The following is a 24691-nucleotide window of genomic DNA, read 5'->3' as shown; positions in this document are numbered from 1 at the left end:
TGGAAGACATGAAGCGAGGAACGATCGTCGGACTGGTGGTGGCGGGCGTCGTCGTCCTGGGCGTGGGAGTCGGCGCGGCCGTCGCCCTCGGGGGAGGGGCGGCCGGCGAAGCGGCCTCCGAGCCCACGACGACCGTTGCGGCGACGCCGACCGTCGTGGCCGAGCCGGAGCCCGAGCCGACCGAGACCGAGGCGGCGGAGCCGGCCGAGGACGACGCGAGCGAAGCGGATGCGGTCACCCCCGGCGCCTACGTCGAGTACAGCGAAGCCGCGCTCGCGTCGGCCGAGGGCACGCGCGTGCTGTTCTTCCACGCCACGTGGTGCCCGAAGTGCCGGTCGCTCGAAGCCAGCATCCTCGAAGAAGGGGTGCCCGACGGCGTCACGATCCTCAAGGTCGACTACGACTCGAACAACGCGCTGCGCCAGCGGTACGACGTGCGCCAGCAGACGACGGTCGTGGCCCTCGACGAAGACGGCGAGGCGACCGCGTCGTTCGTCGCCTACGACGATCCGTCGGTCGGCGCGGCACTGGCCGGTGTCGGCCTCGGCGGCTGATGCTCGCGCTCACCTTCGTCTCGTTCGCCGCCGGAGTCCTCACCGTCCTCGCGCCCTGCGTGCTGCCGCTGCTCCCGGTGATCGTCGGCGGCACGGCGGCCCGAGCGGACGCCGACGCGGGCGTCGCCGAGCGGCGCTGGTTCCGCCCGCTCGTGATCGCGGCGGCGCTCGCGGCATCCGTCGTCGCCTTCACGTTGCTGCTCAAGGCCACGAGCGCGCTGCTGGGCGTGCCGGCGTGGGTGTGGCAGACGGTCTCGGGCGTCATCGTCGCGGTGCTGGGCCTCACGATGCTCTTCCCCGGTCTGTGGGAGCGGGTCACCGTCGCCGCCGGCTGGCAGGCGGGCGGCGGACGTCTGCTCGACCGCGGCTACCGGCGCGGCGGGCTCACCGGCGACATCGCGCTGGGCGCCGCGCTCGGCCCCGCGTTCAGCAGCTGCTCGCCGACGTACGCGCTCATCGTCGCGACGGTGCTGCCGGCGACCTTCGCCGCCGGAGTCGTATACGTCTCGGCGTATGCGATCGGGCTCGCCCTGGCGCTGCTGGGGATCGCGCTCGCCGGAACGGCGCTCGTGCGGAAGCTCGGGTGGCTCGCCGACCCGCACGGGATCTTCCGCCGGGTCATGGGCGGGCTGCTCGTGGTCGTGGGCCTCGGCATCGCGCTGGGCTGGGACCGGGCGCTGCAGACGTGGATCCTCGACCAGGGCTGGTACGAGCCGATCGAGAACCTCGAGAAGATGCTGCTGGGTTGACACGGCGGGGCGGCGAGCGTACCGAACGGCGGGGATGCTGCCCGCCACGCCGGGCATCGCCGCTTCGCCGCGGCGTGTCGACGCGAATCCCCGCCGTTCGTGACGGCGTGGGGCGCCGGGTCAGCCGGTCAGCAGCCCGATGAGCTCGCGGTAGCGGGCGGCGGTGCGGTCGACGATCTCGGCGGGGAGCGCCGGCGGCGTGCCCTGCTTGTCCCAGTGCGCCGCCAGCCAGTCGCGCACGATCTGCTTGTCGAAGCTCGCCATGCGCTCCTTCGGCGTCCTGCCGGCGCGCCATGCCTCGGCGTCCCAGTAGCGCGACGAATCGCTCGTGAGCACCTCGTCGGCGAGGGTCATGACGCCGTCGGCGTCCAGCCCGAACTCGAACTTCGTGTCGGCGAGGATGAGCCCCTTCGCCTCGGCGATCGCGGCCGCGCGCGCGTAGATCTCGAGCGACAGGTCGCGCAGCTCGGTCGCGCGCTCCGCGCCGACCAGGCCGACCGACTGCTCGAACGTGATGTTCTCGTCGTGCTCGCCCATCGGCGCCTTGTAGGCGGGCGTGTAGATCGGCTCCGGCAGCCGGTCGCCGTCGGTGAGGCCCTCCGGCAGCGCGATGCCGCACACGGTCTGCGACTGCTGGTACTCCGCCCAGCCCGATCCGGTGAGATACCCGCGCACGACGCATTCGATCGGCTGCATGTCGAGCTTCTTCACGACCATCGCGCGCCCGGCGACCGCGGCCGGAGGCGTCGCGCCGGGCACGAGGTGGTTCGGGATCGGCCGTCCGCCGTCGGCGCCGGCGAGCTGATCGAACCACCAGAGGCTCAGCGTCGTCAGCAGCGCCCCCTTGTCGGTGATGCCGGGCTCGAGCACGTGGTCGAACGCGCTCACGCGGTCGCTCGCCACGACGAGCATCCCCTCGCCGTCCGCGCTCGGCTCGTAGAGGTCGCGCACCTTGCCCGAGTAGACGTGGCGCCAGCCGGGGAGATCGAGCGGGGACGAGGATGCTGCGGAGTCCGTCACCCGCCCATTATCGCTCCCACGCCGGCGCGTACGAGGGCTGGTAGACCGTCAGCGGCTCCATTCCGGGCACCTCGACCTCGATGCCGCGCCCGTACTCCTGCTCCCACACCTCTCCTGCGAAGCGCGCGCCGCGCGCGGCGAGGGCGGCCATCGTGGCATCCAGGTCGTCGCACGTGAGCGACACGACGTGGCGCTGGGCCACCGGCTCGTCGCGGCCGGGCCAGGTGCGCGGGTGGGCGCCGAGCTCGCTCGGACCGGTCGCGAAGATCAGCCAGCCCGGCGAGGTCTCGATGAACGACAGCTCCAGCACATCGCGGAAGAACGCGCGCGTCGCCGCCGGGTCGTCGCTGTACAGCAGGGTGTGGCTTCCGGTGATCATGGGCTCACGCTACGCCGGGCCACCGGCATCCGCCCCTGCGCGATCGGCCGGGGTCGGCCAGGATGGTCCCATGAGCCGCATCCGCATCCGCGACTTCCACGACGACGACCTCGACGAGGTCGTGCGACTGTGGGGGGAGTCCACACGCGACCCCGATGCCGTCGTGTACTCGCTCGCCGAGGTCATCGCGTCGTGCCACGAGGACCACGCGGTGGTCGCCGTGAACGACGACCGTCTCGTGGGCGTCATCGTCGGACGCGCCGCCCACGCGCAGGGATGGATCGTGTTCTTCTCCATCGCGCCCGAGGTGCCGGCCGAGCACGTCGGCGGGTCGCTGCTGGACGCCCTCGAGCGGCGCATGGCCCCTCTCGGCCTCGGCAAGCTGTCGGTCCTCGTCGCCGAGGACGACACGCCCCTGGTCGCCCTCACCGCGAACGGCTTCGAGCAGCGGCATCCGCTGCGCTACCTCGAGCGGCAGATGCCGGTGCAGCGCCGCGAGCTCGACCTGCTCAAGGAGGTGGGCGGCCGCATCCTGCCGCGTCACCTGTGGGAGAACGTCAGCGGCATGCGCGAAGAGAAGCGCCTGCTCGAAGAGCGCCTCGTGACGCCGCTGGCCGACCCCGACCTCGCCGACCGCTTCGGCGTCGTGCCGCCCAAGGCCGTCATGCTCTTCGGCCCGCCCGGAACCGGCAAGACGACCTTCGCCAAGGCCGTCGCGTCGCGGCTGGACTGGCCGTTCGTCGAGCTGTTCCCCTCGCGCCTCGCCGACGGCGGCGCCGGTCTCGCGGGCGCCCTGCGGCAGACGTTCGAGGTGATCGGCGACCTCGAGCACGCCGTCGTCTTCATCGACGAGGTCGAGGAGATCGCGTCGCGCCGCCGCGGCGACCCGCCGTCGCCGACGCAGGGCGTCACCAACGAGCTGCTCAAGCTCGTCGCCGAGTTCCGCGAGCACGAGGGGCGCCTGCTCATCTGCGCGACGAACTTCGTGCGCTCGCTCGACGCGGCGTTCCTGCGCCACGGCCGCTTCGACTACGTGCTGCCGATCGGCCTGCCGGATTCAGCTGCGCGCCGGGCGATCTGGACACGCTACGTTCCCGTCGACGTGGCGGAGCGGATCGACCTCGACGCGCTCGTCGCCGCGAGCGAGGGACTCACGCCCGCCGACATCGAGTACGCGTCGCGGCGCGCGTCTCAGGCGGCGCTCGCCGACGCGCTCGCCGACGACGGCTCGGCGGACGAGCTCACGACCGACCGCTACCTCGAGGCGCTCGGCGCGACGCGCGCGACCGTCTCGCCCGAGGCGATCAGCGACTTCCTCGAGGACATCGACTCGTTCGCGCGGCTGTAGCCCGCCGCCGGCGCGGCGCGTCAGTGCTCGACGACGCGCGCGGCGATGTCGGTGCGGTACTGCCCGCCCTCGAGCCCGATCCGGCTGAGCGCCCGGTACGCGCGTCCCCGCGCCTCGGCGAACGTCGTCCCGAGCCCGACGACGTTCAGCACGCGTCCGCCGGTCGCGACGAGTCCGTCGGCGGACTCGGCGGTGGCGGCGTGTGCGAGGTGGACGCCGTCGACGGCCGCCGCTTCCTCGAGCCCCGTGAGCGCGCGGCCCGTGAGCGGCTTCACCGGATACCCCTCGCTCGCGAGCACGACCGTCACCGCGACCGCCTCGGCGAATCCGGGCCGGTCGAAGTCCTCGAGATGACCGGATGCCGCCGCCAGCAGCAGCTCCGACAGCGGGTCGACCAGACGCGGCAGCACGACCTGCGTCTCGGGGTCGCCGAAGCGCGCGTTGAACTCGATGACCTTCACGCCCTGCTCGGTGAGGATGAGGCCGGCGTACAGCAGGCCGATGAAGGGCGTCCCCTCGGCATCCAGCCGGCGGATGACGGGCTCGGCGACGTCGCGCGTGACCAGATCCACGAACGCGTCCTCGCCCCCGAAGCGCTCGAGCAGCCACGGCAGCGGGGAGTACGCGCCCATGCCGCCGGTGTTGGGGCCCGAGTCGCCGTCGCCGAGGCGCTTGAAGTCCTGCGCGGGGCTGAGCGGGAGCACCCGGTCGCCGTCGCTCAGGAAGAACAGCGACACCTCGGGGCCGTCGAGGAACTCCTCGACCAGCACCGAGCCGGTCGCCAGATACGTCTCGGCGTGGGCGATCGCGGCGGCGCGGTCGTCGGTGACGATGACGCCCTTGCCGGCGGCGAGCCCGTCGGCCTTGACCACGTGCGGCGCCCCGAGCTCGTCGAGCGCGGCCTCCACCTCGGAGCGGGTGTGGGCGCGCACCGCGCGGCCGGTGGGAACCCCGGCGGCCTCCATGATGCGCTTGGCGAACGCCTTCGAGCCCTCGAGCTGCGCCGCCGCCTTGCCGGGGCCGAACACGGGGATGCCGCGCTCGCGCAGCGCGTCGGCGACGCCGGCCACGAGCGGTGCCTCGGGGCCGATGACGACCAGGTCCACGGCCTGCGCGTTCGCGAAGCCGGTGACGGCGGCCGGATCGTTCGGATCGAGCTCGACGAGCGTCGCGTCGCGGGCGATGCCGGCGTTGCCGGGAGCCGCGAGGATCTCGTGCTCCGTCTCCTCCGAGCGGAGGGCCAGGATGATGGCGTGCTCGCGCGCGCCCGAGCCGAGGACCAGGATCTTCACCCTTTCAGCCTAGTCAGCGGAGCGCGTCGCGACAGGTGTGCACGAACGCAGGAAGAATCGTGCGACACGCGGTTCGTGCGGCGCAGATCGGGCGTTCGCCCTGAATTCGTGCACGCGGACTACCGTGGTCCCGTGCCCCGCAGGATCTCCACCGACGACGGACGCGTCGCCCTCGACGCGGTGCGCGCGGCATCCGCCGACGGAGCGACGCCGGCGCGCGCGGCGCACGCGACCGCCGTCCGCTACCTGCTCCAGCTGCTGGCCGAGAAGGCGCCGGGCCACAGCGTCGAGGTGCGCGTGCCGCCCTTCGGCGCCGTCCAGGTGATCGAGGGCCCCCGGCACACGCGCGGGACTCCGCCGAACGTCGTCGAGACCGACGCGGCGACGTGGATCGCGCTGGCGCTCGGGAACGAGGAATGGGCGGATGCCGCCGCCGCCGGCCGCATCGCCGCCAGCGGCACCCGCGCCGACGTGTCGCACCTGCTGCCGCTGCGCCCCTGAGACCCCGACCGGCGACAGGGCATCCCCGCGGTGGGAGAATCGGACCATGGCACGCGCAGCCGCCGCCGCGGACTCGCCCGACGAGGACGACCACATCGTCGACGATGAGGTCGTGTCGGTCGTCGTGCGCCGATCGCCCCGCTACGGGCGGTTCCTCGGGATCGGCATCGCCGGCGGTCTGATCGTCGCCGGCATCCTCACCGCGATCGAGGCGGTGACCGGGGACCCGGGCGGGCCGCTGACGACCGGGGCCTCGGGCTTCCTCCGCGTGTTCGGTGCGCTCGCGGCCGTGTGCGTGGGCGCCGGCCTGCTGATCATGGGCGTCCTCGCGATCGTGCTCGACCGCCTCGTGGGGCGCCGGACCCGGCCCGAGACCGCCGAGCGGGCCACCGTGCTCACCGACGACCTCGTCTCGCCGGTGAGCGACGACCCCCCGAAATGGGTCGGCGACCCGGACGTCGATCCCGACGCCCCCGCCGGACGGCCCGGCACGACGCCCGGGGGATAATGGACCGATGCCCGAAGCACCCGAGACCCCCGAGCGCCCGTCGACGCCGCCCGCGAACACGCGGGTCGAGACCGTCCGCGTCCGGCGCGCGCCGAAGATCTCGGTCTTCCTGCTGTCGGGTGCGGCCCTCGGCATCATCGCCGCGATGATCCTCACGTTCGCGTTCGGCGGCACCGGCGACGTCAGCCCCAACACGGGCCTGGAGTACTCCCCGTCGCAGGTCTTCGGCTTCCTCGCTCTCATCGGCATCGCCGTGGGCCTCGTCGTCGGCGGCGCTGTGGCGCTCGTGCTCGACCGCATCTCGCTGCGCCGCGCGCGCGAGGTCGCCGTCGATCACGAATCGGTGCATCCCGAGGACTGATCCGGCGCCCCGAGCGGCCGGGTCCTACGCCAGCTCGGCGATGATCGGATGGATCGCCGCGTCGAACGCGGCGACGTCGCCGCGCAGCCCGTCGGTGACCGCGACGGTGAGCGATCCGATCCACCACACGCCGCGCTGGGCGAGGGGCAGCACCTGAACGTTCAGCTCGAACGAGTGGGCGCGGCGGCCCACCTGCCGCTCATGCTCGGCGATCGCGCTCGCGTAGGCCCGGTACGCCGTTCCCGTGCCGGCGTCGTGGGCGTAGCGAGCGTGCGTGGACTGCGCGAAGGCGACCGCTTCGGCCGCCAGCGGCGCCATGGCGGCCTGCAGACGGTCGGCCCCCGTGATGGGCAGCGCCACGAGCGTCTCGAATCCGTCGACGAGCTCGAGGGGCACCGGCGACGGATGGGCCTGCGGCTCGACCGTCATGGCCCAGTACTCGCGCCACTGCCGCTCGAGGGTCTCCTGCTCGCGCTCGCCGCGCGAGACCTCGCGCCCGCGGATGCCGCGCAGCTGCGGCAGTTCGTCGGGGGAGCGGATGCCGAGCACCTGGCGCACGTAGAGCGCGACCAGCACCGGTTGGCTCGCATCCTCGCGGATCAGCCATTCGGGTGTCCCAGCCCCGCCCATGCGGCCATTGTAGGGGCGACCCGCCGCGATCGGGCCGCACTGCCGGGCTCGGCGGATTGCCAGGCGTGTCGCCGGTAGGCTGGAGGCGTGGGCTCCCCTTCTCGTGACGCCTCTGCGAACCCCTATGCCGAAGCCGGTGTCGATACGGCCGCCGGCGACCTCGCCGTCGAACTGATGAAGTCGGCCGTGCGCAAGACACACGGACCCGAGGTCCTCGGCGGTGTGGGCGGATTCGCCGGGCTCTTCGACGCCGGCGCACTGCGCGCGTACGACAAGCCGCTGCTGGCCTCCTCGACCGACGGCGTCGGGACGAAGGTCGCGATCGCGCAGGCGATCGACAAGCACGACACGATCGGCCAGGACCTGGTCGGCATGGTCGTCGACGACATCGTCGTGGTGGGCGCGAAGCCCCTCTTCATGACGGACTACATCGCGTGCGGCAAGGTCTTCCCCGAGCGCATCGCCGACATCGTCCGCGGCATCGCCGAGGGCTGCTCGGCCACCGGCACGGCCCTCGTCGGCGGCGAGACCGCCGAGCACCCCGGACTCCTCGGCATCAACGACTACGACGTCGCGGGCGCCGCGACCGGCGTCGTGGAGGCCTCGAAGGTCCTCGGCGCCGAACGCGTCCGGTCCGGCGACGTCGTGCTCGCGCTCGCCTCGAGCGGACCGCACTCGAACGGCTACTCGCTCATCCGCCACATCGTCGCAGGCTCCGGCATCGCCTACGGCGACAACGCCGCCGACCTCGGCGCGACGTGGGGCGAGGCGCTGCTCGAGCCCACGCGCCTGTACACCAGCCCGCTGCTGCGCCTCATCGCTCAGCTCGGCGACGGCGTGCACAGCCTCAGCCACGTCACCGGGGGCGGCATCGCCGCGAACCTCGCGCGCGTGCTGCCGCAGGGCACGTGGGTCGAGGTCGACCGGTCGACGTGGTCCCCCTCCCCGGTCTTCCGCGTCCTCGCGGACCTCGGCGGCCTCGACCTCGCGGCCACCGAGGGCACCTGGAACCTCGGCATCGGCTTCCTCGCGGTCGTCGCAGCCGACAAGGCGGCGGCCGCGGCATCCGCTCTCATCGAAGACGGCATCGCGACCTGGCAGGTCGGCGTCGTCTCAGACGGCACGCGTCCGGCCGGCGACTTCGAACAGGGCGCGAAGGGCGTGGACGGCGGAGCCGTGCGCCTGGTCGGCACGTACGCGGACGGAGCGAGCTAACACCCCATGTGCGGAATCGTCGGGATGGTCGGGCGCGGCCCGGTGAACCAGGAGATCTACGACTCGCTGCTGCTGCTGCAGCACCGCGGCCAGGACTCGACGGGCATCGCCACGGCCGAGCCGAGCGGCGTCTTCCATGTCCACAAGGCCAAGGGCCAGGTGCGAGAGGGCTTCCGCACGCGCGACATGCGTGCCCTGCTCGGCAACCTGGGTCTCGGCCACGTGCGCTACGCGACCAAGGGCACCGCCTCGAGCGAAGAGGAGGCGCAGCCCTTCTACGTCAACGCCCCGTACGGCATCGTGCTGGTCCACAACGGCAACCTCACGAACACGCGCGAGCTCACCGAGGAGCTCTTCACGAAGGACCGCCGGCACCTCAACACCAGCTCCGACACCGAGCTGCTGGTCAACATCCTCGCCAACGAGCTGCAGTCGGCGATCTCGGGCCTCGAGCTCGACCCCGCGCAGGTGTTCCAGGCCGTGACCCGCGTGCACGAGCGGGCCGAGGGCTCGTACGCCGCCATCGCCCTCATCGCCGGCTACGGCCTGCTGGCGTTCCGCGACCCGTACGGCATCCGTCCCCTCATCCTCGGGACGCGCAAGAATCCCGACGGCACCTACGAGTGGGTCGTCACGAGCGAGTCCCTCGTGCTCGAGAACGGCGAGTTCGAGGTCGTCCGCGACGTCGACCCGGGCGAAGCGGTCTTCATCGACCTCGACGGTCACCTGCACACGCAGCAGTGCGTCCCCGACCCGAAGCTCGTGCCGTGCTCGTTCGAGTACGTCTACCTCGCTCGCCCCGACTCGGTCATGAACGGCATCTCGGTCTACGAGGCGCGCCTGCGCATGGGCGACCGGCTCGCCGACACGATCGCGAAGTACACCCCGCGCGACAAGATCGACGTGGTCATGCCGATCCCGGACTCGTCGCGTCCGGCGGCGATGCAGGTGGCACGAAAGCTCGGCATCGAGTACCGCGAGGGCTTCTACAAGAACCGCTACGTGGGCCGGACGTTCATCATGCCCGGCCAGGCGGTGCGCAAGAAGAGCGTGCGCCAGAAGCTCAACGCGATGTCGAGCGAGTTCAAGGGCAAGAATGTGCTGCTCATCGACGACTCCATCGTGCGCGGCACGACGTCGAAGGAGATCATCCAGATGGCGCGGGATGCCGGCGCCACGAGCGTCACGTTCGCCTCGGCGGCGCCGCCCGTGCGGTACCCCCACGTGTACGGCATCAACATGCCGTCGCGGCACGAGCTCGTCGCCCACGGCCGCACGATCCCCGAGATCGCCGAGGAGCTGGGCGCCGACTACATGGTGTACCAGGAGGTCGAGGATCTGAAGGCCGCGATCCTCGAGGGCTCGGACGTCGAGGATCTCGACATGAGCTGCTTCGACGGCCGCTATGTCACCGGAACGGTCACCGAGGAGTACCTCTCCTGGGTGGAGGGCACGCAGGAGTCCTGACGCTCACAGCCCCTCGTGGAACTCCTCGATGAGGCTGTCGACGACCGCCTCCATCGCCGCGGTGTGATCCGATCCGGCAGCCTCTGCGCCCGCCACCGTCGCCCGCTGTCGCGTCGCCGACGTGCCGGAGGACGCGATCGCGGCGATGCGTTCGAGCTCGTCGCGGCATCCCAGGGCGTCGGCGTCCTCGCCGATGAGCTCGATGAGCTCCTCCATGAGAGGCGGGAACGGCTTGATCGTCCCCGCTCCGAAGTCGATCATGCCCTCGGAGACGCCGTAGCGCTGGGCGCGCCAGCGGTTCTCGCCCACGAGGAACCGCCCGTAGGTGCGCCATCGCTGATTCTGCGTGCGCAGGCGCCACAGCATCCGCAGGATCGCCTGCGTCGTCGCGGCGAGGGTGAGTGCGTCCTCCAGCCGCGGTGAGACGTCCATGATGCGCGTCTCGAGCGTGGGATAGGAGTGCGAGGGGCGGATGTCCCACCAGATCTTGGACGTGTTCTCGATGATGCCGAGATCGACCAGCACCGCGACGGAGCGCTGGTACTCCGCCCAGCTGGAGTAGTCGGGCGGAAGCCCCGTGCGCGGCAGGTTGTCGAACACGGACACGCGGTAGGACGCCATGCCGGTGTCCTCGCCCTGCCAGAACGGCGACGATGTCGACAGCGCCAGCAGGTGGGGGAGGAAGTAGGACATCTGGCGCATCAGGTCGATGCGCAGCGCGTCGTCGCCGATCCCGACGTGAACGTGATTGCCGCAGATGAGGAGGCGCCGGGCGACACCGGCCAGGTCGCGCTCGAGGCCGTCGTAGCGGTCTTTGCGGGTGTGGTGCTCGCGCTTCCAGTCGGCGAACGGATGGCACGCGGCGGCGATCGGCGACAGGCCGTGGCGCGCGGCGTGCTCCGACACGGTGGCGCGAAGGCGCTTCAGATCCTCGCGGGCCTCGGCGATGTCGCCGCACACGCGCGTGCCGATCTCGACCTGGCACTGCTTGAACTCGGGGCTGACCTGGTCCTGAAGAGCGGCCTGCAGGCCCTCCAGGTACCCCTCGGGGGCGACGGCCAGCGCGCGGGACTCCCGGTCGACGAGGAGGTACTCCTCCTCGATGCCGATGGTGAACTCGGGCTGATGCACGTGGTTCCTTCCGTCGGCCCCATCTCACCCGACGAACGTGCTCGGGGGCAAGGCCGAAGGGCCCGGCCGCGTGTCCCCGGACGGATCCGCGGGCGCCGATTCACAGGTGGTTCGCGACCTGCGGTGCTACCGTCGCGCCATGACGCTCGAAGCGGTGCGACCCGTCGATCAGGCCACGGCCCCGGGAGCCCTCGAGCGTGCGGTGCGCGCCGAGATCGTCGAGGCCGAAGACCCCGAACGCCGTGTTCGCCGGACCATGCGCCGCATGCGCGCGTGGGTGGCGGAGCATCCCCGGCTCGAGTTCGCGTACCGCGCCGGCGTCGGAGCCGTCGGAACCGCCATGGTCGTCGGCGGACTCATCCTCGTGCCGCTGCCCGGGCCGGGCTGGCTGATCGTGTTCCTGGGGCTGGCCGTGATGGGCACGGAGTTCCACTGGGCGCGCCGCGTCGCGGCATGGCTCAAGAGCCTGCTCGACCGGTTCTGGGTGTGGTGGCGCGCCCGGCGCACACGAAAAGCCGCCGCGAAGGCGGCGGCTGATCAGGTGAGGATGTCGGGAGGGCGCTAGGCCCTTTCCAGTTCGTCCTCGTCTTCGTCGTCGTACTGGTCGGCCCACTTGTCGACGTATTCCTCGTCGTTGTGGTGACCGAGCTCACGCTCCAGCGCCGCGTAGTTGACGCTGTACGTGTCGTACTTCAGTTCACGGGCGATCTTGGTGTGCTTCGCCTTCTGACGGCCACGCCCCATGCGAGACCCCCTCATTTCACCAATCGCGGGCTGTGCGCGGGCTTTCCGCTGCTGACACCCGGGCATTCACGAATCCGGTATCGCACCGGCAAGAGTAGCATTCAGGATACCACGGTGCTTCGGCGCCCCGGCGGTGCCGCGATCGACCCCCGTGGCGATGATGCGGGAGGGCGAGGACACATGGCGGACGAGGCATACGGTGTCGATCAGGTCGACGCGGACGACGCCACCACCCGGGGCGCGGTGGTCGCGGGCGTCGTCCCCGGTCAGTCGGCACGGGTCCTCAAAGAGGCGGTGCGCTACGCGCGGCTCCTCGGCGCCCCGCTGCTGGTCGTCCACGTCGACGTGACGCGCTTCGTCACGTACGAGGACCCGGACGGCTATGTGCACTCCGCCCCCATCGACGTCAACATCGCCTCGGGCGAGAGCGATCTCGCCGAGGTGCGCGAGGCCGCGGACGAGCTTCTTCACGGCACCGAACTGACCTGGAGCATCCGTCAGCTCGTCGGCGACCCCGCCCTGGCGCTGAAGCATCTCGGCGAGAAGATCGACGCGAAGCTGTTCGTCCTCGGCACGCGCAAGCACGGCTTCGGCGAGTCTCTGCGCGAGTTCTTCACCGGCTCCGTCGCGGCGCGGCTGGCCCATCGCCAGCATCGGCCGATCCTCGTCATCCCGCTGGGCGAGCCCGTGCCGGACGACGAGGACCCCTGGTCGGGCTGACTCAGCCGCGCAGCGCGCGCGTGACGTCGCGGGCGATGCGGTCGAGGTCGCCGACGAGCTCGTCGACCATGGTGTCGGCCAGCTGCCCGCCCTGCGACACGAACGTGCGCAGGTCGCTGCGAACGCGCACGCGGAAGTCGTTGACCGCCGCGTCCGCGCGATGCAGCTGCTCGCGGCTGCGCACGCGCGGGTCGTCGCCCGGCTCCTCGCGGGGCGCGTCCGCGCGCTCCTGGCGCGTCGCCGACGCGAGGTCGGCGCGCAGGCTCTTCATCGCCTCGCGCACGCTTCCGCGCACCTCGTCCGCGATGAGGCGCACCGAGTCGGCGAGCCCGTCCTCGATGTCCTCGAGCTCACCCGAGCGCGCCTCGACTTCGGCGCGGCCCGCTTCGGTGATCGCGTAGACGGTCTTGCGGCCGTCGACGGTCTTGGACACCAGTCCTTCCTCCTCGAGCTTGGCCAGCCGCGGGTAGACGGTGCCGGCGCTCGGGGTGTAGGTGCCGCCGGTGCGATCGGAGAGGGCCTGCATGATGTCGTAGCCGTGCCGCGGCCCCTCGTCGAGGAGGTTCAGCAGGTACAGCCGCAGGTCGCCGTGGGAGAAGACCGGGGCCATCATCGGTCCTCCCCTCCGGAGGCCGCCGACGACGCGTCGCCGGTGGCGGAGGCGGTGGGCTCGGCAGGACGCCGCAGCACGGTCAGGTCGCCCGAGACGGAGTTCAGCCGGACGTCGGCGAACGAGCCGCTGAGCTCGCCGGTGGAGCCGGCGTAGCTCGACATGGCGGAGGTCGAGCGGACCACGCCGTCGATCTGCAGGCGTCCGCTGACGCTGCGGGCGACGTAGTTGGCCGCGAGGCCCTCGTCCATGCGGATCGTGATGTCTCCGCCGACGGTGTTGACACCGACCGAGTGGACCGGACCGGTCGCATCGATGAGCACGGATCCGGAGACGGTGTCGGCGGTCGCCTTGCCGACCTCACCCGTGACGGCGACGTCGCCCGAGACGCTGTTGGCGTTGACGGCGCCGACCAGGCCGCGGGCCTGCACGTCGCCCGACACGGCGTTGGCGATGAGGTCGCCGGTGAGACCGTCGACGAGCACGTCGCCCGACACGGTGTTGACGCGGGCGTCGGTCGTCAGGCCCGAGACCAGGGCTCCGGCCGACACCACGCCGAGGTTCAGGGCGACCGACCGGGGGACCGCGACGCTGATCTCGGCCTTCGGGCCGCCGGCGCCGAAGTTGCGGAACACCTCGAGGAAGTTGTCCCAGCGCAGCTGGGGGTGGTCGATCTCGACGGCGTCACCGGTGACCTCGATGCGGAGGTCCTTGACCGTGACGCTGTGGACCTCGATCCGCGCGTCGGGTTCGTCGTGGGCGATGACGTCGATCTGGCCGCCGACGAGGCCCACCTTGAGGGTGCTGATGGTTTCGAGGTCGATCACCCGGGTCTCGCCCGGGTGGACGATCCACTTCTCGAGGGTCATGTCGTTCTCCTTGCGTGAGGGAAATCTGTTCGCGATATATCGCGTCTTCAGACTAACACGATATATCGCGAGTTGCCAGGGCCGATGCGGGAACTCCCCTTGACCTTGACGCGACGTCAACCTCTACCGTGAGTCAGGACGAAGGGAGGAACGCCATGGAATGGTCGATCCAGCAGGTCGCGCAGCTGACCGGCACGACGAGCCGGACGCTGCGCCACTACGACGACATCGGCCTCCTCCCGCCGGCGCGCATCGGCTCGAACGGCTATCGCCACTACGACGAGGCCGCCCTCGTCCGCCTGCAGCGCATCCTGCTGCTGCGCGAACTCGGGCTCGGGCTCGGCCAGATCGCCGAGATCGTCGACCGCGAGACCGACGAGCAGGCGGCGCTCGAGCATCACCTCGCGTGGCTCGGGCAGGAGCGCACGCGGCTGGAGCGCCGCATCGCCGCCGTGAAGACCACCATCGACGCGCTGAGAGGAGGTGAACGACTGATGGCAGAGAAGATGTTCGACGGATTCGACCACACGCAGTACAAGGACGAGGTCGAGCAGCGCTGGGGGAAGGACGCCTACGCCGACAGCGACCGCTGGTGGCGCGGCCAGAGCGCATCCGACAAAGACGCGTTCATGCAGCGCAGCGCTCAGCTGCAGCGCGACTGGATCGCCGTGGCCGAGAGCGGCGCCGCGCCCGACAGCGACGAGGCCCTCGCGGTCGCCGAGCACCACGTCGCGTGGCTGACCGGGATTCCGGGGACGCCCGCCGCGTCCGGCGATCCCGACATGCTGAAGGCCTACGTGACCGGACTCGGCGACATGTACGTCGCCGACCCGCGCTTCGCGGCGAACTACGCCACGAGTGCCGGCGGCACCCACGGCGCCGAGTTCGTACGCGACGCGCTCGCCGTCTACGCGGCCGAGCGGCTGTGACGCCGGACGAGGACGAAAGAGAGCGGATGCCGCAGGCCCCCCGGCCGCGGCATCCGCTTTCTGGTCTTTCGGGCGTCGGTCAGCGCCGGCTGCCGGTGATGACTCTGAACAGCAGCACGATGAGCGCGATGATGCCGGCGATCAGGGCGACCCACAGCAGCCAGCTGAGAGCCTCGCCGAGCCCTCCGACGATGGCGAGGACGACGGCGACGACGATGATGATGATCAGGGCGAGGTTCATGCGGATGTCTCCTTCTCTCGCCGGCGCGGGTTCGGCGCCGGATGCCTTGTGAGCACGGGGAACACTCTGGCACCGCACCCGGCTGCGGGCGGTGGGGCTTGACGCGCGTGATGCGCCGGTGCTACCGCCGCCGTCGCGCGACAGCCGGGCCGGCACGGGTCGAGTCGCCGGCGGCGGTGCCGGTACCGTGGCCCCCATGCCGCAGCCCGTCGACGCCCGCACGCTCGGGCTCGTCGTCGCCGGCGGCGCCGTGGGCGTGCTCGCGCGCGCCGCGATCGTCGCCCCCGTGATCCACACGCCCGCGGAGGTGTGGGTGACGTTCGCCGTCAACGTCGCGGGGTCGCTCATGCTGGGCGTCGTCGTGGGCTTCCTCGGCGACCGCAGCGCGTCGCTGCGCGCGTTCCTCGGCACCGGCGCCCTCGGCGGGTTCACCACCTACAGCGCGTTCGCGGTCGCCTCCGCCCAGCTGCTCACGACACCGTGGATCGGGCTGGCGCTGATGGCCGCGTCGCTCGTGGCGGGCGTCATCGCCGCCCTGATGGGGCTGTTCATCGGCCGACGGCTCGTCGACGCACCCGGCGAGGTCGAGCGCGCGGAGGACGCCGAGTGAACGTCCCGCAGCTGCTCCTGATCGCGCTCGCGGGCGGCGTCGGCGCGGGCCTGCGGTACAGCCTCGACCGGTGGCTGACGCGCGTCCCGGGCGCCTTCCCGCGCGGCATCCTCATCATCAACGTCTCGGGCTCGCTCGTGCTGGGGCTCCTCACGGGACTGGGCACCGCGGTGCTGCCGACCGGCGCGCTGGAGGTGATCGGCGTCGGCCTGCTGGGCGGCTACACGACGTTCAGCACGGTGTGCGTCGAGACGGTGCTGCTCGCGCAGCGGCGACGCCGCCGTGACGCCGTGCTGAACCTCTTCGGCACGGTCGCGCTCGCGGTCGTGGCCGCCGGCGTGGGCCTCTCGACCGGACTGTGGATCGCCGGTCTCGCGGACTGAGCTGTCCGCAGATCGCCCGCGGGCCGACCCCCGACGGCACCGTGAAATACTGAAGGCCCGATGCACGCGCGTTTTCGCGCCCGGGCACACACAGCACAAACCGACTCCCGAAGGCGTCCCGTGTCCAAACTCGCCGTCCTGAGCCTGAAGAACCGCGCGCTGATCGCGCTCGTGACGATCGTCGCCGCCGTGTTCGGCGGGATCGCGCTGAACAGCCTCAAGCAGGAACTGATCCCCTCGATCGAGTTCCCCGCGCTCATCGTGGTCTCCACCTACCCCGGCGCATCGCCCGAGGTCGTCAACACCGACGTCTCGACGCCGATCGAGGCGGCCATCCAGGCGGTCCCCGGGCTCGCGGGGTCGACCGCCACCAGCACGACCAACGCCTCGATCGTGCAGGCCGAATTCGACTACGGCACGAACCTGGGCACGGCCGAGCAGAAGATGACGCAGGCGATCAACCGCCTGGATCTGCCCGACGGCGTGGAGCCGACGGTGATCACGGCGAGCATCGACGACTTCCCGGTGATCCAGATCGCCGTCACCGGCTACGACGACGCCGACACGATCCAGGCGCAGCTCGAGTCCAGCGTGGTTCCCGAACTCGAGGACGTCGACGGCGTCAACGCGGCAGAGATCGTCGGCGGAATCGGCCAGCGCGTCACGATCACCCCCGACCAGGAGGCCCTCGCCGAGGCGGGGTACAGCCAGACCGCGATCACCGACGCCCTCGACCAGAACGGCGTGCTGTTCCCCGGCGGCAGCGTCACCGAGGACGACGAGACCCTCACGGTGCAGACCGGCGCCAAGGTGACCAGCGTCGACGAACTGGCCGACCTCCCGCTCGTTCCGACGGATGCCGCCCAGCTGGCGGCGGGGGCGACCACGATCGGCGACGTCGCGGACGTCGAGCTCGACAAGGACCCCGTCACCACCATCTCGCGCGTGAACGGCGAGCCGGCGCTGACGATCGCGGTCACCAAGCTCCCCGCGGCCAACACCGTCGACGTCTCCAACGGCGTCGCGGCGCTCCTGCCCGACCTCGAGGAGGGCCTCGGCGGCGCCGAGTTCACCATCGTGTTCGACCAGGCCCCGTACATCGAGCAGTCGATCGAGACGCTCGCGGTCGAGGGCATGCTCGGGCTCGCGTTCGCCGTGCTGGTGATCCTGCTGTTCCTGCTGTCGGTGCGCGCGACCCTCGTGACGGCGATCTCGATCCCGACGAGCGTGCTCATCACCTTCATCGGCATCCAGACCTTCGGCTACTCGCTCAACATCCTGACGCTCGGGGCTCTGACGATCTCGATCGGACGCGTCGTGGACGACTCGATCGTCGTGATCGAGAACATCAAGCGCCACTACGTGGGCGACGCCGACAAGATGAAGTCGGTCCTGCGCGGCGTCGGCGAGGTCGCCACCGCGATCTCGTCGTCGACCATCACCACCGTGGCGGTGTTCCTGCCGATCGCCTTCGTCAGCGACATCACCGGCGAGCTCTTCCGCCCGTTCGCGCTGACCGTCACGATCGCGATGCTCGCGTCGCTGCTGGTCGCGCTCACGATCGTCCCGGTGCTGGCGTACTGGTTCCTCAAGCCCGGCAAGCCCCTTCTGAACGAGGCGGGCGAGCAGGTCGACCCCGAGGACCCCGCGGCGCCGCCGTCGTTCCTGCAGAAGGGCTACCTGCCCGTGCTGCGCTGGACGCTGCGCCACTCGTGGATCACGCTCATCCTCGCGGTCCTGGTGCTGGCGGGAACCGTGGCCGCGGCGCCGTTCATGAAGACGAACTTCCTCGGCGACTCGGGGCAGAACACCTTCACGATGACCCAGGACATCGGCGCGGCGCCGAGCCTCGAGGCCGAGGAGGCCGCCGCCGAGCGCGTCGAGGAGGTCCTGCTGGACATCGACGGCATCGAGACCGTCCAGGCCTCGATCGGCACGAGCGGCTCCGCTCTCGCGGACGCCTTCTCGGGCGGCGGCAGCGGCATCACCTACTCGATCACGACCGCCGAGGACGTCGATCAGGTGGCCCTGCGCGACGAGGTCATCGCGGCCATGGCCGACCTCGACGACGCCGGTGAGATCACCGTGTCGGCCTCGGGCGGCGGCTTCGGGTCCAGCGACATCGAGATCGGCGTGACCGCGCCCGACTCGTCCACGCTGCAGGAGGCGACCGACGTCGTCGTCGAGACCGTCACCGGATCCGAGGGCGTCGCACAGGTCTCGAGCAACCTCTCCGCGTCGCTGCCGTACATCGCCGTCACCGTCGACCGCGAGGAGGCCGCGTCGCGCGGCCTGTCGGAGGTCGCGGTCGGAGCCCTGGTGTCGAACACGATGCGGCCCCAGTCCGTCGGCGCCGTCGAGATCGACGACACCGCGCTGACGGTGTACCTCGCGGCATCCGAGACGCCCGTGAGCCTCGACGAGCTGCGCGAGCTGACGATCCCGACCGCGACCGGCCCCGTCGAGCTGCAGGACGTGGCGACGGTCGAGGTCGCCGAGGGCCCCACGTCGATCACGACCGAGCGCGGACAGCGAACCGCGACCGTCGCGGTCACGCCTTCGACCGACGACCTCACGGCCGCCACCGCCGCCGTCGACGAGGCCCTCACCGACATCGACCTGCCCGAGGGCGCGCGCGCGAGCCTGGGAGGTGTCGTGTCGCAGCAGCAGGACGCGTTCTCGCAGCTGGGGCTCGCGCTGCTGGCGGCCATCCTCATCGTGTACGTCGTGATGGTCGCGACCTTCAAGTCGCTGCGCCAGCCGCTGCTGCTGCTGATCTCGGTGCCCTTCGCGGCGACCGGCGCGATCCTGCTGCAGATCGTCACCGGCGTCCCGCTCGGCGTCGCCTCGCTCATCGGCGTGCTGATGCTCATCGGCATCGTCGTGACGAATGCCATCGTCCTCGTGGACCTCGTGAACCAGTACCGCGAGAAGGGGCTGTCGGCCCACGACGCGACGATCGCCGGCGGCGCGCGCAGACTCCGCCCGATCCTCATGACGGCGCTCGCCACGATCTTCGCGCTCACGCCCATGGCCCTCGGGATCACCGGACACGGCGGGTTCATCTCGCAGCCGCTGGCGATCGTGGTCATCGGCGGACTGGTGTCCTCGACCGTGCTGACGCTCCTCGTGCTGCCGACGCTCTACAACCTCGTCGAGGGGGCGAAGGAGCGCCGGCAGGCTCGTCGCGCGGCGAAGGCCGGCACCGCGGACTCGCCGGAGCTCGAGGGCGCGACCGCCCAGGACGGCCCCGTCGAGGCGGATGGCGCCGAGCCCGTGTTCGAGACCCGTCGCGAGCGTCGCCTGGCGGCCGCGGCCGCCGCCACCGCCGCCGTGGGAACGGTCGCGGTCGCGACCGCGGAGGACGTCGAGGTGCCGACGATCGAGGAGGCGCCCGACATCGAGGTGCCCGCCGACCAGCCCGCTCCCGAGGGCGCCGCCGACGTCGTGGACGGAGGCGCGATCCCGGCGGCCGATGGGCCCGGTCCCGAGGCGGGCGACGACGACACCGACGCGGCGGAGGCGCCGGAGGACGAGCCCGCAGGCGACGCCGTCGACGGCGGCGACGCCGAGGGGGCGGATGCGGTCGAGACGCCCGCCGACGAGACCGACGAGTCTGGAATCGAAGCCGTCGAGGGCGGCGACGCCGGTGAGTCCGAGGCCGAAGCCGACGAGCCCGCCCCGCGCCGGCTGCCGGGCGCGGACAGGCTGACTCCCGGCACCTATGCCCCGAGCGCGTACACGCCGTCGAGTATGGAGCCGGAGCCGGACGAGGGCGCTGCTGTCGAAGGCGAATCCGAAACCGACGCGGATGCCGTCGGCGATGCCGATGCGGATGCCGATGGCAACGCCGACGACGTGTCCGAGCCCGCGGCGGATGCCGAGGTCGAGCAGGCCGAGGATGAGGGCGCGTCCGAGGACGAGGGCGCATCCGACGATGAGGGCGCGCGCGACGGCGAGAACGGCGAGGACGCCCCCGAAGGGGCCGGCGACGTCGCTCCCGGACCGGACGAGTCCGACGACGTCCCGGGTGACGACGAGGAGCGCTGAGCCGCGGCGTCAGGCCGCGAGACGTCGCGGCCGCTGCAGCCACGGCCGCAGCATGCGCGTCACGGCCGGGAGGACGAGGTACGTCATCAGCGGGGTGAGCAGGAGCGTCGAGATCAGCACGCGCACGACGAGCGGAAGCGCCTCGAACCCGGGGACGTAGCCGAGCAGCCACGACGCCAGCAGGTTCACCGGGAAGAACCCGAGCCAGATCGTCACCGCCTGCTTCCAGCGCGGTGGCGCGGCCGGAATGGGCTGCCGCACGGGCGATGTGGCGGTCTCATCCGAGCCCGGGCGCGTCTCGACGTCGAGGGCGAAGGGCGCGTCGAACCACCCCTCGATGCCGGTGCGCCGCTCGACCCTCACCTCGCGGGCGAACGCCCGCCCCGACTCGAGCCACCACGATCGCTGCGGCGATCCCTCCCAGGCCTCCAGAGTGGCGATGTCGCGGAAGCGGTACAGCATGTACCAGAGGTCGCTGGCCTCTCCGGCGCGGACCCAGCCCGAGCCGAGGAAGCCGTCGAAGCCCGAAGCGAGGTCGGTGCCGGCCTGCATCCAGCTCGTCGCCTCGACGGTGCGGGCCGGGTCGACGCGTCGCTCGATGGCGACGGTGATGGGATGCGGGGACTCGGGCTCTGCCATGCATCCATTGTCGGCGCTGCCGGGGTGAGGACCGCACGAGCGCCGGCGCCGTGGGTGGTGCGGTTGAACACGCCGATCCAGCACGCCACCGTGGCGAACGCGATGGCCTCGTACGCCGCGAGGTTGACCACTCCGGTGATCAGCGCCGTCATCCCGCCCGCGAGGACGGCCACGCCGACGCCGGTGACGGCACGGAACCGCCGCGCGACCCCGCGCATCCCGAGCGCCGAGACGACCAGTGCGAGGAACGACAGGGCCAGGCCCATGGCGGCGAGGTCGTGCATGGCGGGCGAGACGGGGATGGGCACCAGCCCCACCATCGTCATGTGCGCACCCGCCGACACGATCGAGGTGCGGATGCCGCGCGAGGCCCACACGCCGACCGACTCGGGCAGGTCGGCGCGCAGCAGCATCCCGTACATCGCCAGCAGCATCCCCGCGCCGATCACGGTCGTGTTGAACAGGCGTCCCGAGAAGTCGGCGTGGGTTCCCAGCTCGGAGAAATGCAGCCGCCACCAGAACGGGTCGCTCGTGGTGAGCACCGCCACGAGGACGCCGAAGGCCAGGCTGCTGATGGCGAGCGTGAACGAGCGGTGCGAGAGCGGGCGCCGCGTGCGCGTCGCGCGCTTCCGGGGCACGTCGACGGCGCGACGGGCGATGGCGGGCGGAACCTGGATGCTGATCGTCGACGTTGTCATCGTTGTTCCGCGGGGTCGACGGCTCGCTCCGCACGAGACCGTCCGGCACGGAATCCCGAAGCGAGCGTCGTCGACACCCGCAGGTTCCCCCCTTGCTGACGGCTCTGTGACGGCGCTCGTACCGGGAGCATCGTATCCTCGCCGGGCGACGCAGGCGATCTGCCGACTCTCAGGATCTGCCGATAATCTGGATCGTCGGCTCAGGACGCCGCGTCGTACGGGCGCGGAGATTTGTGAGTCCAGGGGGCCGATGGTGAGCGCCGATCGGCGCGCATGAACCATCACAGGAATGGCCCCCGGCCGACGGTTGTCCGGGCTGTCCGGGCGTGCGCTCGGACGCTGTTCTCGTGCCAGAGAACCCGAGAAGGACGCACCCGTGCCCAAGAACAAGAAGCCCGCGGGCGGCCGAGCCGCCAAGAACTTCGAGCCGCGCTACGCCGCGAAGACCTCCTATCAGGACCGCAAGCGCCGCCCCGGCGAATCGTCGGCGGGCAAGGCGGGCTCGAAGAGCCCGAACCATCGCGGCTATCGCGCCGAGCAGGCCGAGAGCGCTCCGAAGCGTCGCTGGAGCGCCCAGGAGAAGGCCGGCCGCGACGAGGCGCGCGCCATCCGCAGTCAGGACCGGGCGCGCCGCGACGACCGTGGCCGGTACGAGGATCGTCCGCGCCGGGATGACCGTGCCCGGTACGAGGACCGCCCGCGTCGCGACGACCGTCCGCGTCAGGACGAGCGCCGGTACGAGGATCGCGCGCGTCGCGACGACCGTCCGCGTCGCGATGAGCGTCCGCGGTACGAGGATCGTCCGCGCCGGGATGACCGTGGCCGCTACGAGGACCGCCCGCGCCGGGACGACCGTCCGCGTCAGGACGAGCGCCGGTACGAGGATCGCGCGCGTCGCGACGACCGTCCGCGTCGCGATGAGCGTCCGCGGTACGAGGATCGTCCGCGCCGGGACGACCGTGGCCGCTACGAGGATCGCGCTCGTCGCGATGAGCGTCCGCGCCGCGACGACCGCCCCCGCCGCGGCGACGGGCCGAGCCGCGCCGACTGGACCGCGAAGCCCGGCGCGACGCGCGCGCACGACGAGCACGTCGACGTCGTGCACGAGCGTCTGCAGGCCCGGGCGATCCAGGCCGACGAGGTCTCGGGCACGACGTTCGCCGACCTCGGGCTGGGACAGAACATCGTCCGCACGCTCGCGGACATGGGCGCCGAGACGCCGTTCCCGATCCAGGCGGCGACCGTCGGCCCGATCCTCGACGGCGCCGACGTGCTCGCCCGCGGCCGCACCGGCTCGGGCAAGACCATCGCGTTCGGCGCCCCGCTGGTGGAGTCGATCCTGCGCGCACAGGCCGGCAAGAAGCGCGAGTTCGGCCGCGCTCCCCGTGCCCTGATCCTCGCGCCCACCCGCGAGCTCGCACTCCAGATCGACCGCACGATCCAGCCGATCGCGCGCAGCGTCGGCCTGTTCACGACGCAGATCTACGGCGGCGTCCCGCAGGCGCGCCAGGTCGGCGCTCTGAAGAAGGGCGTGGACATCGTCATCGGCACCCCCGGCCGCATCGAGGATCTGCACGAGCAGGGCAAGCTCGACCTGTCCGAGATCCGCGTCGCGGTGCTCGACGAGGCCGACCACATGTGCGAGCTCGGATTCCTCGAGCCGGTGCAGCGGATCCTGCGCCTGACCGAGGACGGCAGCCAGAAGCTGCTGTTCTCGGCGACGCTCGACCGCGAGGTCGCGGCTCTCGTCGACGAGTTCCTCGTGGAGCCGGCCGTCTACGAGGTCGCCGGCGAGGACCAGGATTCCGGCACGATCGATCACCGCGTTCTCGTGATCGACCACCGTCAGAAGCCCGACATCCTCACCTCGCTCGTCGATCGCGAGGGCAAGACCCTCGTCTTCGCGCGGACGCGGGCGTACGCCGAGATGCTGTCGGAGCAGTTCGAGGATGCCGGCGTCCCGGCCCTCGCACTCCACGGCGACCTCAACCAGGCCAAGCGCACGCGCAACCTCGAGAAGCTCACGAGCGGAAAGGTGCGGGTGCTCGTTGCGACCGACGTCGCCGCACGCGGCATCCACGTCGACGACATCGACCTGGTCGTGCAGGCCGACGCGCCCGACGAGTACAAGACGTACCTGCATCGCTCCGGCCGGACCGGCCGTGCCGGTCGCGCCGGGACCGTCGTGACGCTCGTGACGCGCCAGCGCCGGCGCCGCATGGCCGAGCTGCTCGACCGCGCCGAGATCGACGCGCCGTTCGAGGATGCCGCGGTCGGCGACGACGTGCTCGAGGAGCTCAGCGGGCGTCAGGTCGACCCGACCGCGGGCTGAACCCCGCCCGGTGCCGTTCAGCGCCGGGCGGCATCCGCCTGCTCGGTGAGGGGAGCGAGCTTCGCCTCGTCCGCGCCGAGCCCGCGCAGCCGGTCGCGGACGGCTCGGGCGGCGCGGGCGTAGGGCTCGTCGCTGTCGTGCAGCAGCGAGCGCGTGTTGGCGGCGGCGAGCACCGAGGTCACCTCGAACGCGACCTGGGCCGGGTCGGTCATGTCGGGCAGCTCGGGCGCCGCGTGCGCCAGGGACGCCGCCAGGTACGACTCCCACGTGTCGAGGGCGGCCATCACGGCGTCTCGGACCGGGCCGGGCTTCGAGTCGAACTCGGCGGATGCCGCAGAGAAGAAGCATCCGCCCGCGAAGATGCGCCCGCGCGAGTAGTCGATCCAGCCGGTCACGAGCGCGACGACGCGGTCGAGTCCCCGTGGCGTGCGTTCGCGCACCGCGTCGATCACCTCTCGCGTGAACACCGCCTGCGCCGCGTCGATCACCGAGAGCTGCAGTCCCTGCTTCGACCCGAACAGCGTTGCTACGCCGCTCTTGCTCTGACCCGACGCTTCGGCGAGGCGGCCGATCGACAGGCCGTCGAGGCCCTCGACGCTGGCGAGGTCGAGCGCGTGGGAGAGGACCACCCGCCGGGTCTCGTCGCCGCGGGCGCGCCGTCCGTCGATCAGCTCTTGCGCCATGACGCCATTGTACGTACGATCGTTCGTA

At 71.6% G+C, this 24691-nt stretch carries 25 protein-coding genes and 2 pseudogenes; 15 read left to right on the top strand and 12 right to left on the bottom strand.

What is annotated here, in order from left to right; translation table 11 throughout:
• Positions 1 to 8 precede the first annotated feature (8 nt).
• Positions 9 to 554, top strand: a complete 546-nt coding sequence (locus tag HD594_RS02140; RefSeq protein WP_184749370.1) for a thioredoxin family protein — start codon at positions 9 to 11, stop codon at positions 552 to 554.
• Positions 554 to 1303, top strand: a complete 750-nt coding sequence (locus HD594_RS02135; RefSeq protein WP_184749369.1) for a cytochrome c biogenesis CcdA family protein — start codon at positions 554 to 556, stop codon at positions 1301 to 1303. Before HD594_RS02140 ends, HD594_RS02135 begins: the two co-directional genes overlap by 1 nt.
• A 120-nt stretch (positions 1304 to 1423) precedes the next feature.
• Here the strand turns inward: HD594_RS02135 and HD594_RS02130 are convergent, their stop codons facing one another.
• Both HD594_RS02130 and HD594_RS02125 read right to left on the bottom strand, forming a co-directional pair.
• Positions 1424 to 2323 (bottom strand): phosphoribosylaminoimidazolesuccinocarboxamide synthase, encoded by a 900-nt coding sequence (locus HD594_RS02130; RefSeq protein ID WP_184749368.1) that lies wholly within the window; start codon positions 2321 to 2323, stop codon positions 1424 to 1426.
• Between the two features lie 7 nt (positions 2324 to 2330).
• A complete protein-coding gene (locus HD594_RS02125) occupies positions 2331 to 2702 on the bottom strand; it encodes a VOC family protein (protein WP_184749367.1) in 372 nt (123 codons plus the stop codon).
• A gap of 70 nt (positions 2703 to 2772) precedes the next feature.
• On the opposite strand from HD594_RS02125, the gene HD594_RS02120 reads away from it, so the two are divergent.
• Positions 2773 to 4050, top strand: a complete 1278-nt coding sequence (locus HD594_RS02120) for an ATP-binding protein (RefSeq protein WP_184749366.1) — start codon at positions 2773 to 2775, stop codon at positions 4048 to 4050.
• Positions 4051 to 4070: 20 nt separating this feature from the next.
• Here the strand turns inward: HD594_RS02120 and purD are convergent, their stop codons facing one another.
• Positions 4071 to 5342 carry a phosphoribosylamine--glycine ligase gene (gene purD / locus HD594_RS02115; RefSeq protein WP_184749365.1) on the bottom strand — a complete coding sequence of 424 codons (1272 nt, stop codon included), beginning with the start codon at positions 5340 to 5342 and terminating at the stop codon, positions 4071 to 4073.
• A gap of 132 nt (positions 5343 to 5474) precedes the next feature.
• Here purD and HD594_RS02110 point away from each other — a divergent pair, with 132 nt between their 5' ends.
• Genes HD594_RS02110 through HD594_RS02100 form a run of 3 tightly spaced genes read left to right on the top strand, consistent with a single transcriptional unit; the run spans position 5475 to position 6712 of the window.
• Positions 5475 to 5843, top strand: a complete 369-nt coding sequence (locus tag HD594_RS02110) for a sterol carrier family protein (RefSeq protein WP_184749364.1) — start codon at positions 5475 to 5477, stop codon at positions 5841 to 5843.
• Positions 5844 to 5889: 46 nt separating this feature from the next.
• Positions 5890 to 6351 (top strand): hypothetical protein, encoded by a 462-nt coding sequence (locus HD594_RS02105; protein ID WP_184749363.1) that lies wholly within the window; start codon positions 5890 to 5892, stop codon positions 6349 to 6351.
• 7 nt (positions 6352 to 6358) lie between these two features.
• Positions 6359 to 6712, top strand: coding sequence for a potassium transporter Trk (locus HD594_RS02100; protein ID WP_184749362.1), 354 nt, complete (start codon positions 6359 to 6361; stop codon positions 6710 to 6712).
• A gap of 24 nt (positions 6713 to 6736) precedes the next feature.
• Here the strand turns inward: HD594_RS02100 and HD594_RS02095 are convergent, their stop codons facing one another.
• Positions 6737 to 7342, bottom strand: a complete 606-nt coding sequence (locus HD594_RS02095) for a zinc-binding alcohol dehydrogenase (protein WP_184749361.1) — start codon at positions 7340 to 7342, stop codon at positions 6737 to 6739.
• Positions 7343 to 7429: 87 nt separating this feature from the next.
• Between HD594_RS02095 and purM the strand changes: the two genes are divergently transcribed.
• Both purM and purF read left to right on the top strand, forming a co-directional pair.
• A complete protein-coding gene (purM, locus tag HD594_RS02090; RefSeq protein ID WP_184749360.1) occupies positions 7430 to 8557 on the top strand; it encodes a phosphoribosylformylglycinamidine cyclo-ligase in 1128 nt (375 codons plus the stop codon).
• A 6-nt stretch (positions 8558 to 8563) separates the two neighbouring features.
• Entirely contained in the window at positions 8564 to 10024 is a 1461-nt protein-coding gene (gene purF, locus HD594_RS02085) for an amidophosphoribosyltransferase (RefSeq protein ID WP_184749359.1), read from the top strand.
• Between the two features lie 3 nt (positions 10025 to 10027).
• On the opposite strand, the gene HD594_RS02080 is transcribed toward purF, so the two are convergent.
• Positions 10028 to 11155 carry a carboxylate-amine ligase gene (locus HD594_RS02080; protein ID WP_184749358.1) on the bottom strand — a complete coding sequence of 376 codons (1128 nt, stop codon included), beginning with the start codon at positions 11153 to 11155 and terminating at the stop codon, positions 10028 to 10030.
• A 139-nt stretch (positions 11156 to 11294) separates the two neighbouring features.
• On the opposite strand from HD594_RS02080, the gene HD594_RS02075 reads away from it, so the two are divergent.
• Entirely contained in the window at positions 11295 to 11720 is a 426-nt protein-coding gene (locus tag HD594_RS02075; protein WP_246413831.1) for a TIGR02611 family protein, read from the top strand.
• Here the strand turns inward: HD594_RS02075 and HD594_RS02070 are convergent.
• Positions 11717 to 11899 carry a DUF3073 family protein gene (locus HD594_RS02070; RefSeq protein ID WP_184749357.1) on the bottom strand — a complete coding sequence of 61 codons (183 nt, stop codon included), beginning with the start codon at positions 11897 to 11899 and terminating at the stop codon, positions 11717 to 11719. The genes HD594_RS02075 and HD594_RS02070 overlap by 4 nt on opposite strands.
• A gap of 180 nt (positions 11900 to 12079) precedes the next feature.
• On the opposite strand from HD594_RS02070, the gene HD594_RS02065 reads away from it, so the two are divergent.
• Positions 12080 to 12619 (top strand): universal stress protein, encoded by a 540-nt coding sequence (locus HD594_RS02065; RefSeq protein ID WP_184749356.1) that lies wholly within the window; start codon positions 12080 to 12082, stop codon positions 12617 to 12619.
• 1 nt (position 12620) lies between these two features.
• Here the strand turns inward: HD594_RS02065 and HD594_RS02060 are convergent, their stop codons facing one another.
• Together HD594_RS02060 and HD594_RS02055 are read right to left on the bottom strand one after the other, a co-directional pair.
• Positions 12621 to 13229 carry a PadR family transcriptional regulator gene (locus HD594_RS02060; RefSeq protein WP_184752439.1) on the bottom strand — a complete coding sequence of 203 codons (609 nt, stop codon included), beginning with the start codon at positions 13227 to 13229 and terminating at the stop codon, positions 12621 to 12623.
• Positions 13229 to 14098, bottom strand: coding sequence for a DUF4097 family beta strand repeat-containing protein (locus HD594_RS02055; protein WP_184749355.1), 870 nt, complete (start codon positions 14096 to 14098; stop codon positions 13229 to 13231). The genes HD594_RS02060 and HD594_RS02055 overlap by 1 nt, the downstream gene beginning before the upstream one ends.
• Before the next feature lie 155 nt (positions 14099 to 14253).
• Here HD594_RS02055 and HD594_RS02050 point away from each other — a divergent pair, with 155 nt between their 5' ends.
• Positions 14254 to 15027: a MerR family transcriptional regulator gene (locus HD594_RS02050; protein ID WP_184749354.1), complete on the top strand. Its 774-nt coding sequence runs from the start codon at positions 14254 to 14256 to the stop codon at positions 15025 to 15027.
• Between the two features lie 79 nt (positions 15028 to 15106).
• Here the strand turns inward: HD594_RS02050 and HD594_RS02045 are convergent, their stop codons facing one another.
• Positions 15107 to 15268, bottom strand: coding sequence for a hypothetical protein (locus HD594_RS02045; protein ID WP_184749353.1), 162 nt, complete (start codon positions 15266 to 15268; stop codon positions 15107 to 15109).
• A gap of 196 nt (positions 15269 to 15464) precedes the next feature.
• Between HD594_RS02045 and HD594_RS02040 the strand changes: the two genes are divergently transcribed.
• The 3 genes and pseudogenes from HD594_RS02040 to HD594_RS02030 form a co-directional block, all read left to right on the top strand.
• Positions 15465 to 15878 (top strand): fluoride efflux transporter FluC, encoded by a 414-nt coding sequence (locus HD594_RS02040; protein ID WP_184749352.1) that lies wholly within the window; start codon positions 15465 to 15467, stop codon positions 15876 to 15878.
• Entirely contained in the window at positions 15875 to 16261 is a 387-nt protein-coding gene (locus tag HD594_RS02035; protein WP_184749351.1) for a fluoride efflux transporter FluC, read from the top strand. The genes HD594_RS02040 and HD594_RS02035 overlap by 4 nt, the downstream gene beginning before the upstream one ends.
• A 120-nt stretch (positions 16262 to 16381) precedes the next feature.
• A pseudogene (locus HD594_RS02030) lies at positions 16382 to 19540 on the top strand (efflux RND transporter permease subunit); the annotation flags it as partial.
• Between the two features lie 780 nt (positions 19541 to 20320).
• On the opposite strand, the gene HD594_RS02025 reads toward HD594_RS02030, so the two are convergent.
• Complete coding sequence (locus HD594_RS02025) at positions 20321 to 20950, bottom strand: antibiotic biosynthesis monooxygenase (RefSeq protein ID WP_184749349.1); 630 nt, start codon at positions 20948 to 20950, stop codon at positions 20321 to 20323.
• 125 nt (positions 20951 to 21075) lie between these two features.
• Positions 21076 to 21648: pseudogene (locus HD594_RS17895) on the bottom strand (hypothetical protein); the annotation flags it as partial.
• Between the two features lie 376 nt (positions 21649 to 22024).
• Between HD594_RS17895 and HD594_RS02015 the strand changes: the two are divergent.
• Positions 22025 to 23980 (top strand): DEAD/DEAH box helicase, encoded by a 1956-nt coding sequence (locus HD594_RS02015; RefSeq protein WP_184749347.1) that lies wholly within the window; start codon positions 22025 to 22027, stop codon positions 23978 to 23980.
• A 17-nt stretch (positions 23981 to 23997) separates the two neighbouring features.
• Here the strand turns inward: HD594_RS02015 and HD594_RS02010 are convergent, their stop codons facing one another.
• Positions 23998 to 24663: a TetR/AcrR family transcriptional regulator gene (locus HD594_RS02010; RefSeq protein ID WP_184749346.1), complete on the bottom strand. Its 666-nt coding sequence runs from the start codon at positions 24661 to 24663 to the stop codon at positions 23998 to 24000.
• Between the last annotated feature and the right edge of the window lie 28 nt (positions 24664 to 24691).

This window comes from Microbacterium thalassium (genome assembly GCF_014208045.1).
Classification (GTDB): domain Bacteria; phylum Actinomycetota; class Actinomycetes; order Actinomycetales; family Microbacteriaceae; genus Microbacterium; species Microbacterium thalassium.
Note: the sequence above shows the minus strand (reverse complement) of the source record. Positions and strands in the feature narration are given on the sequence as shown.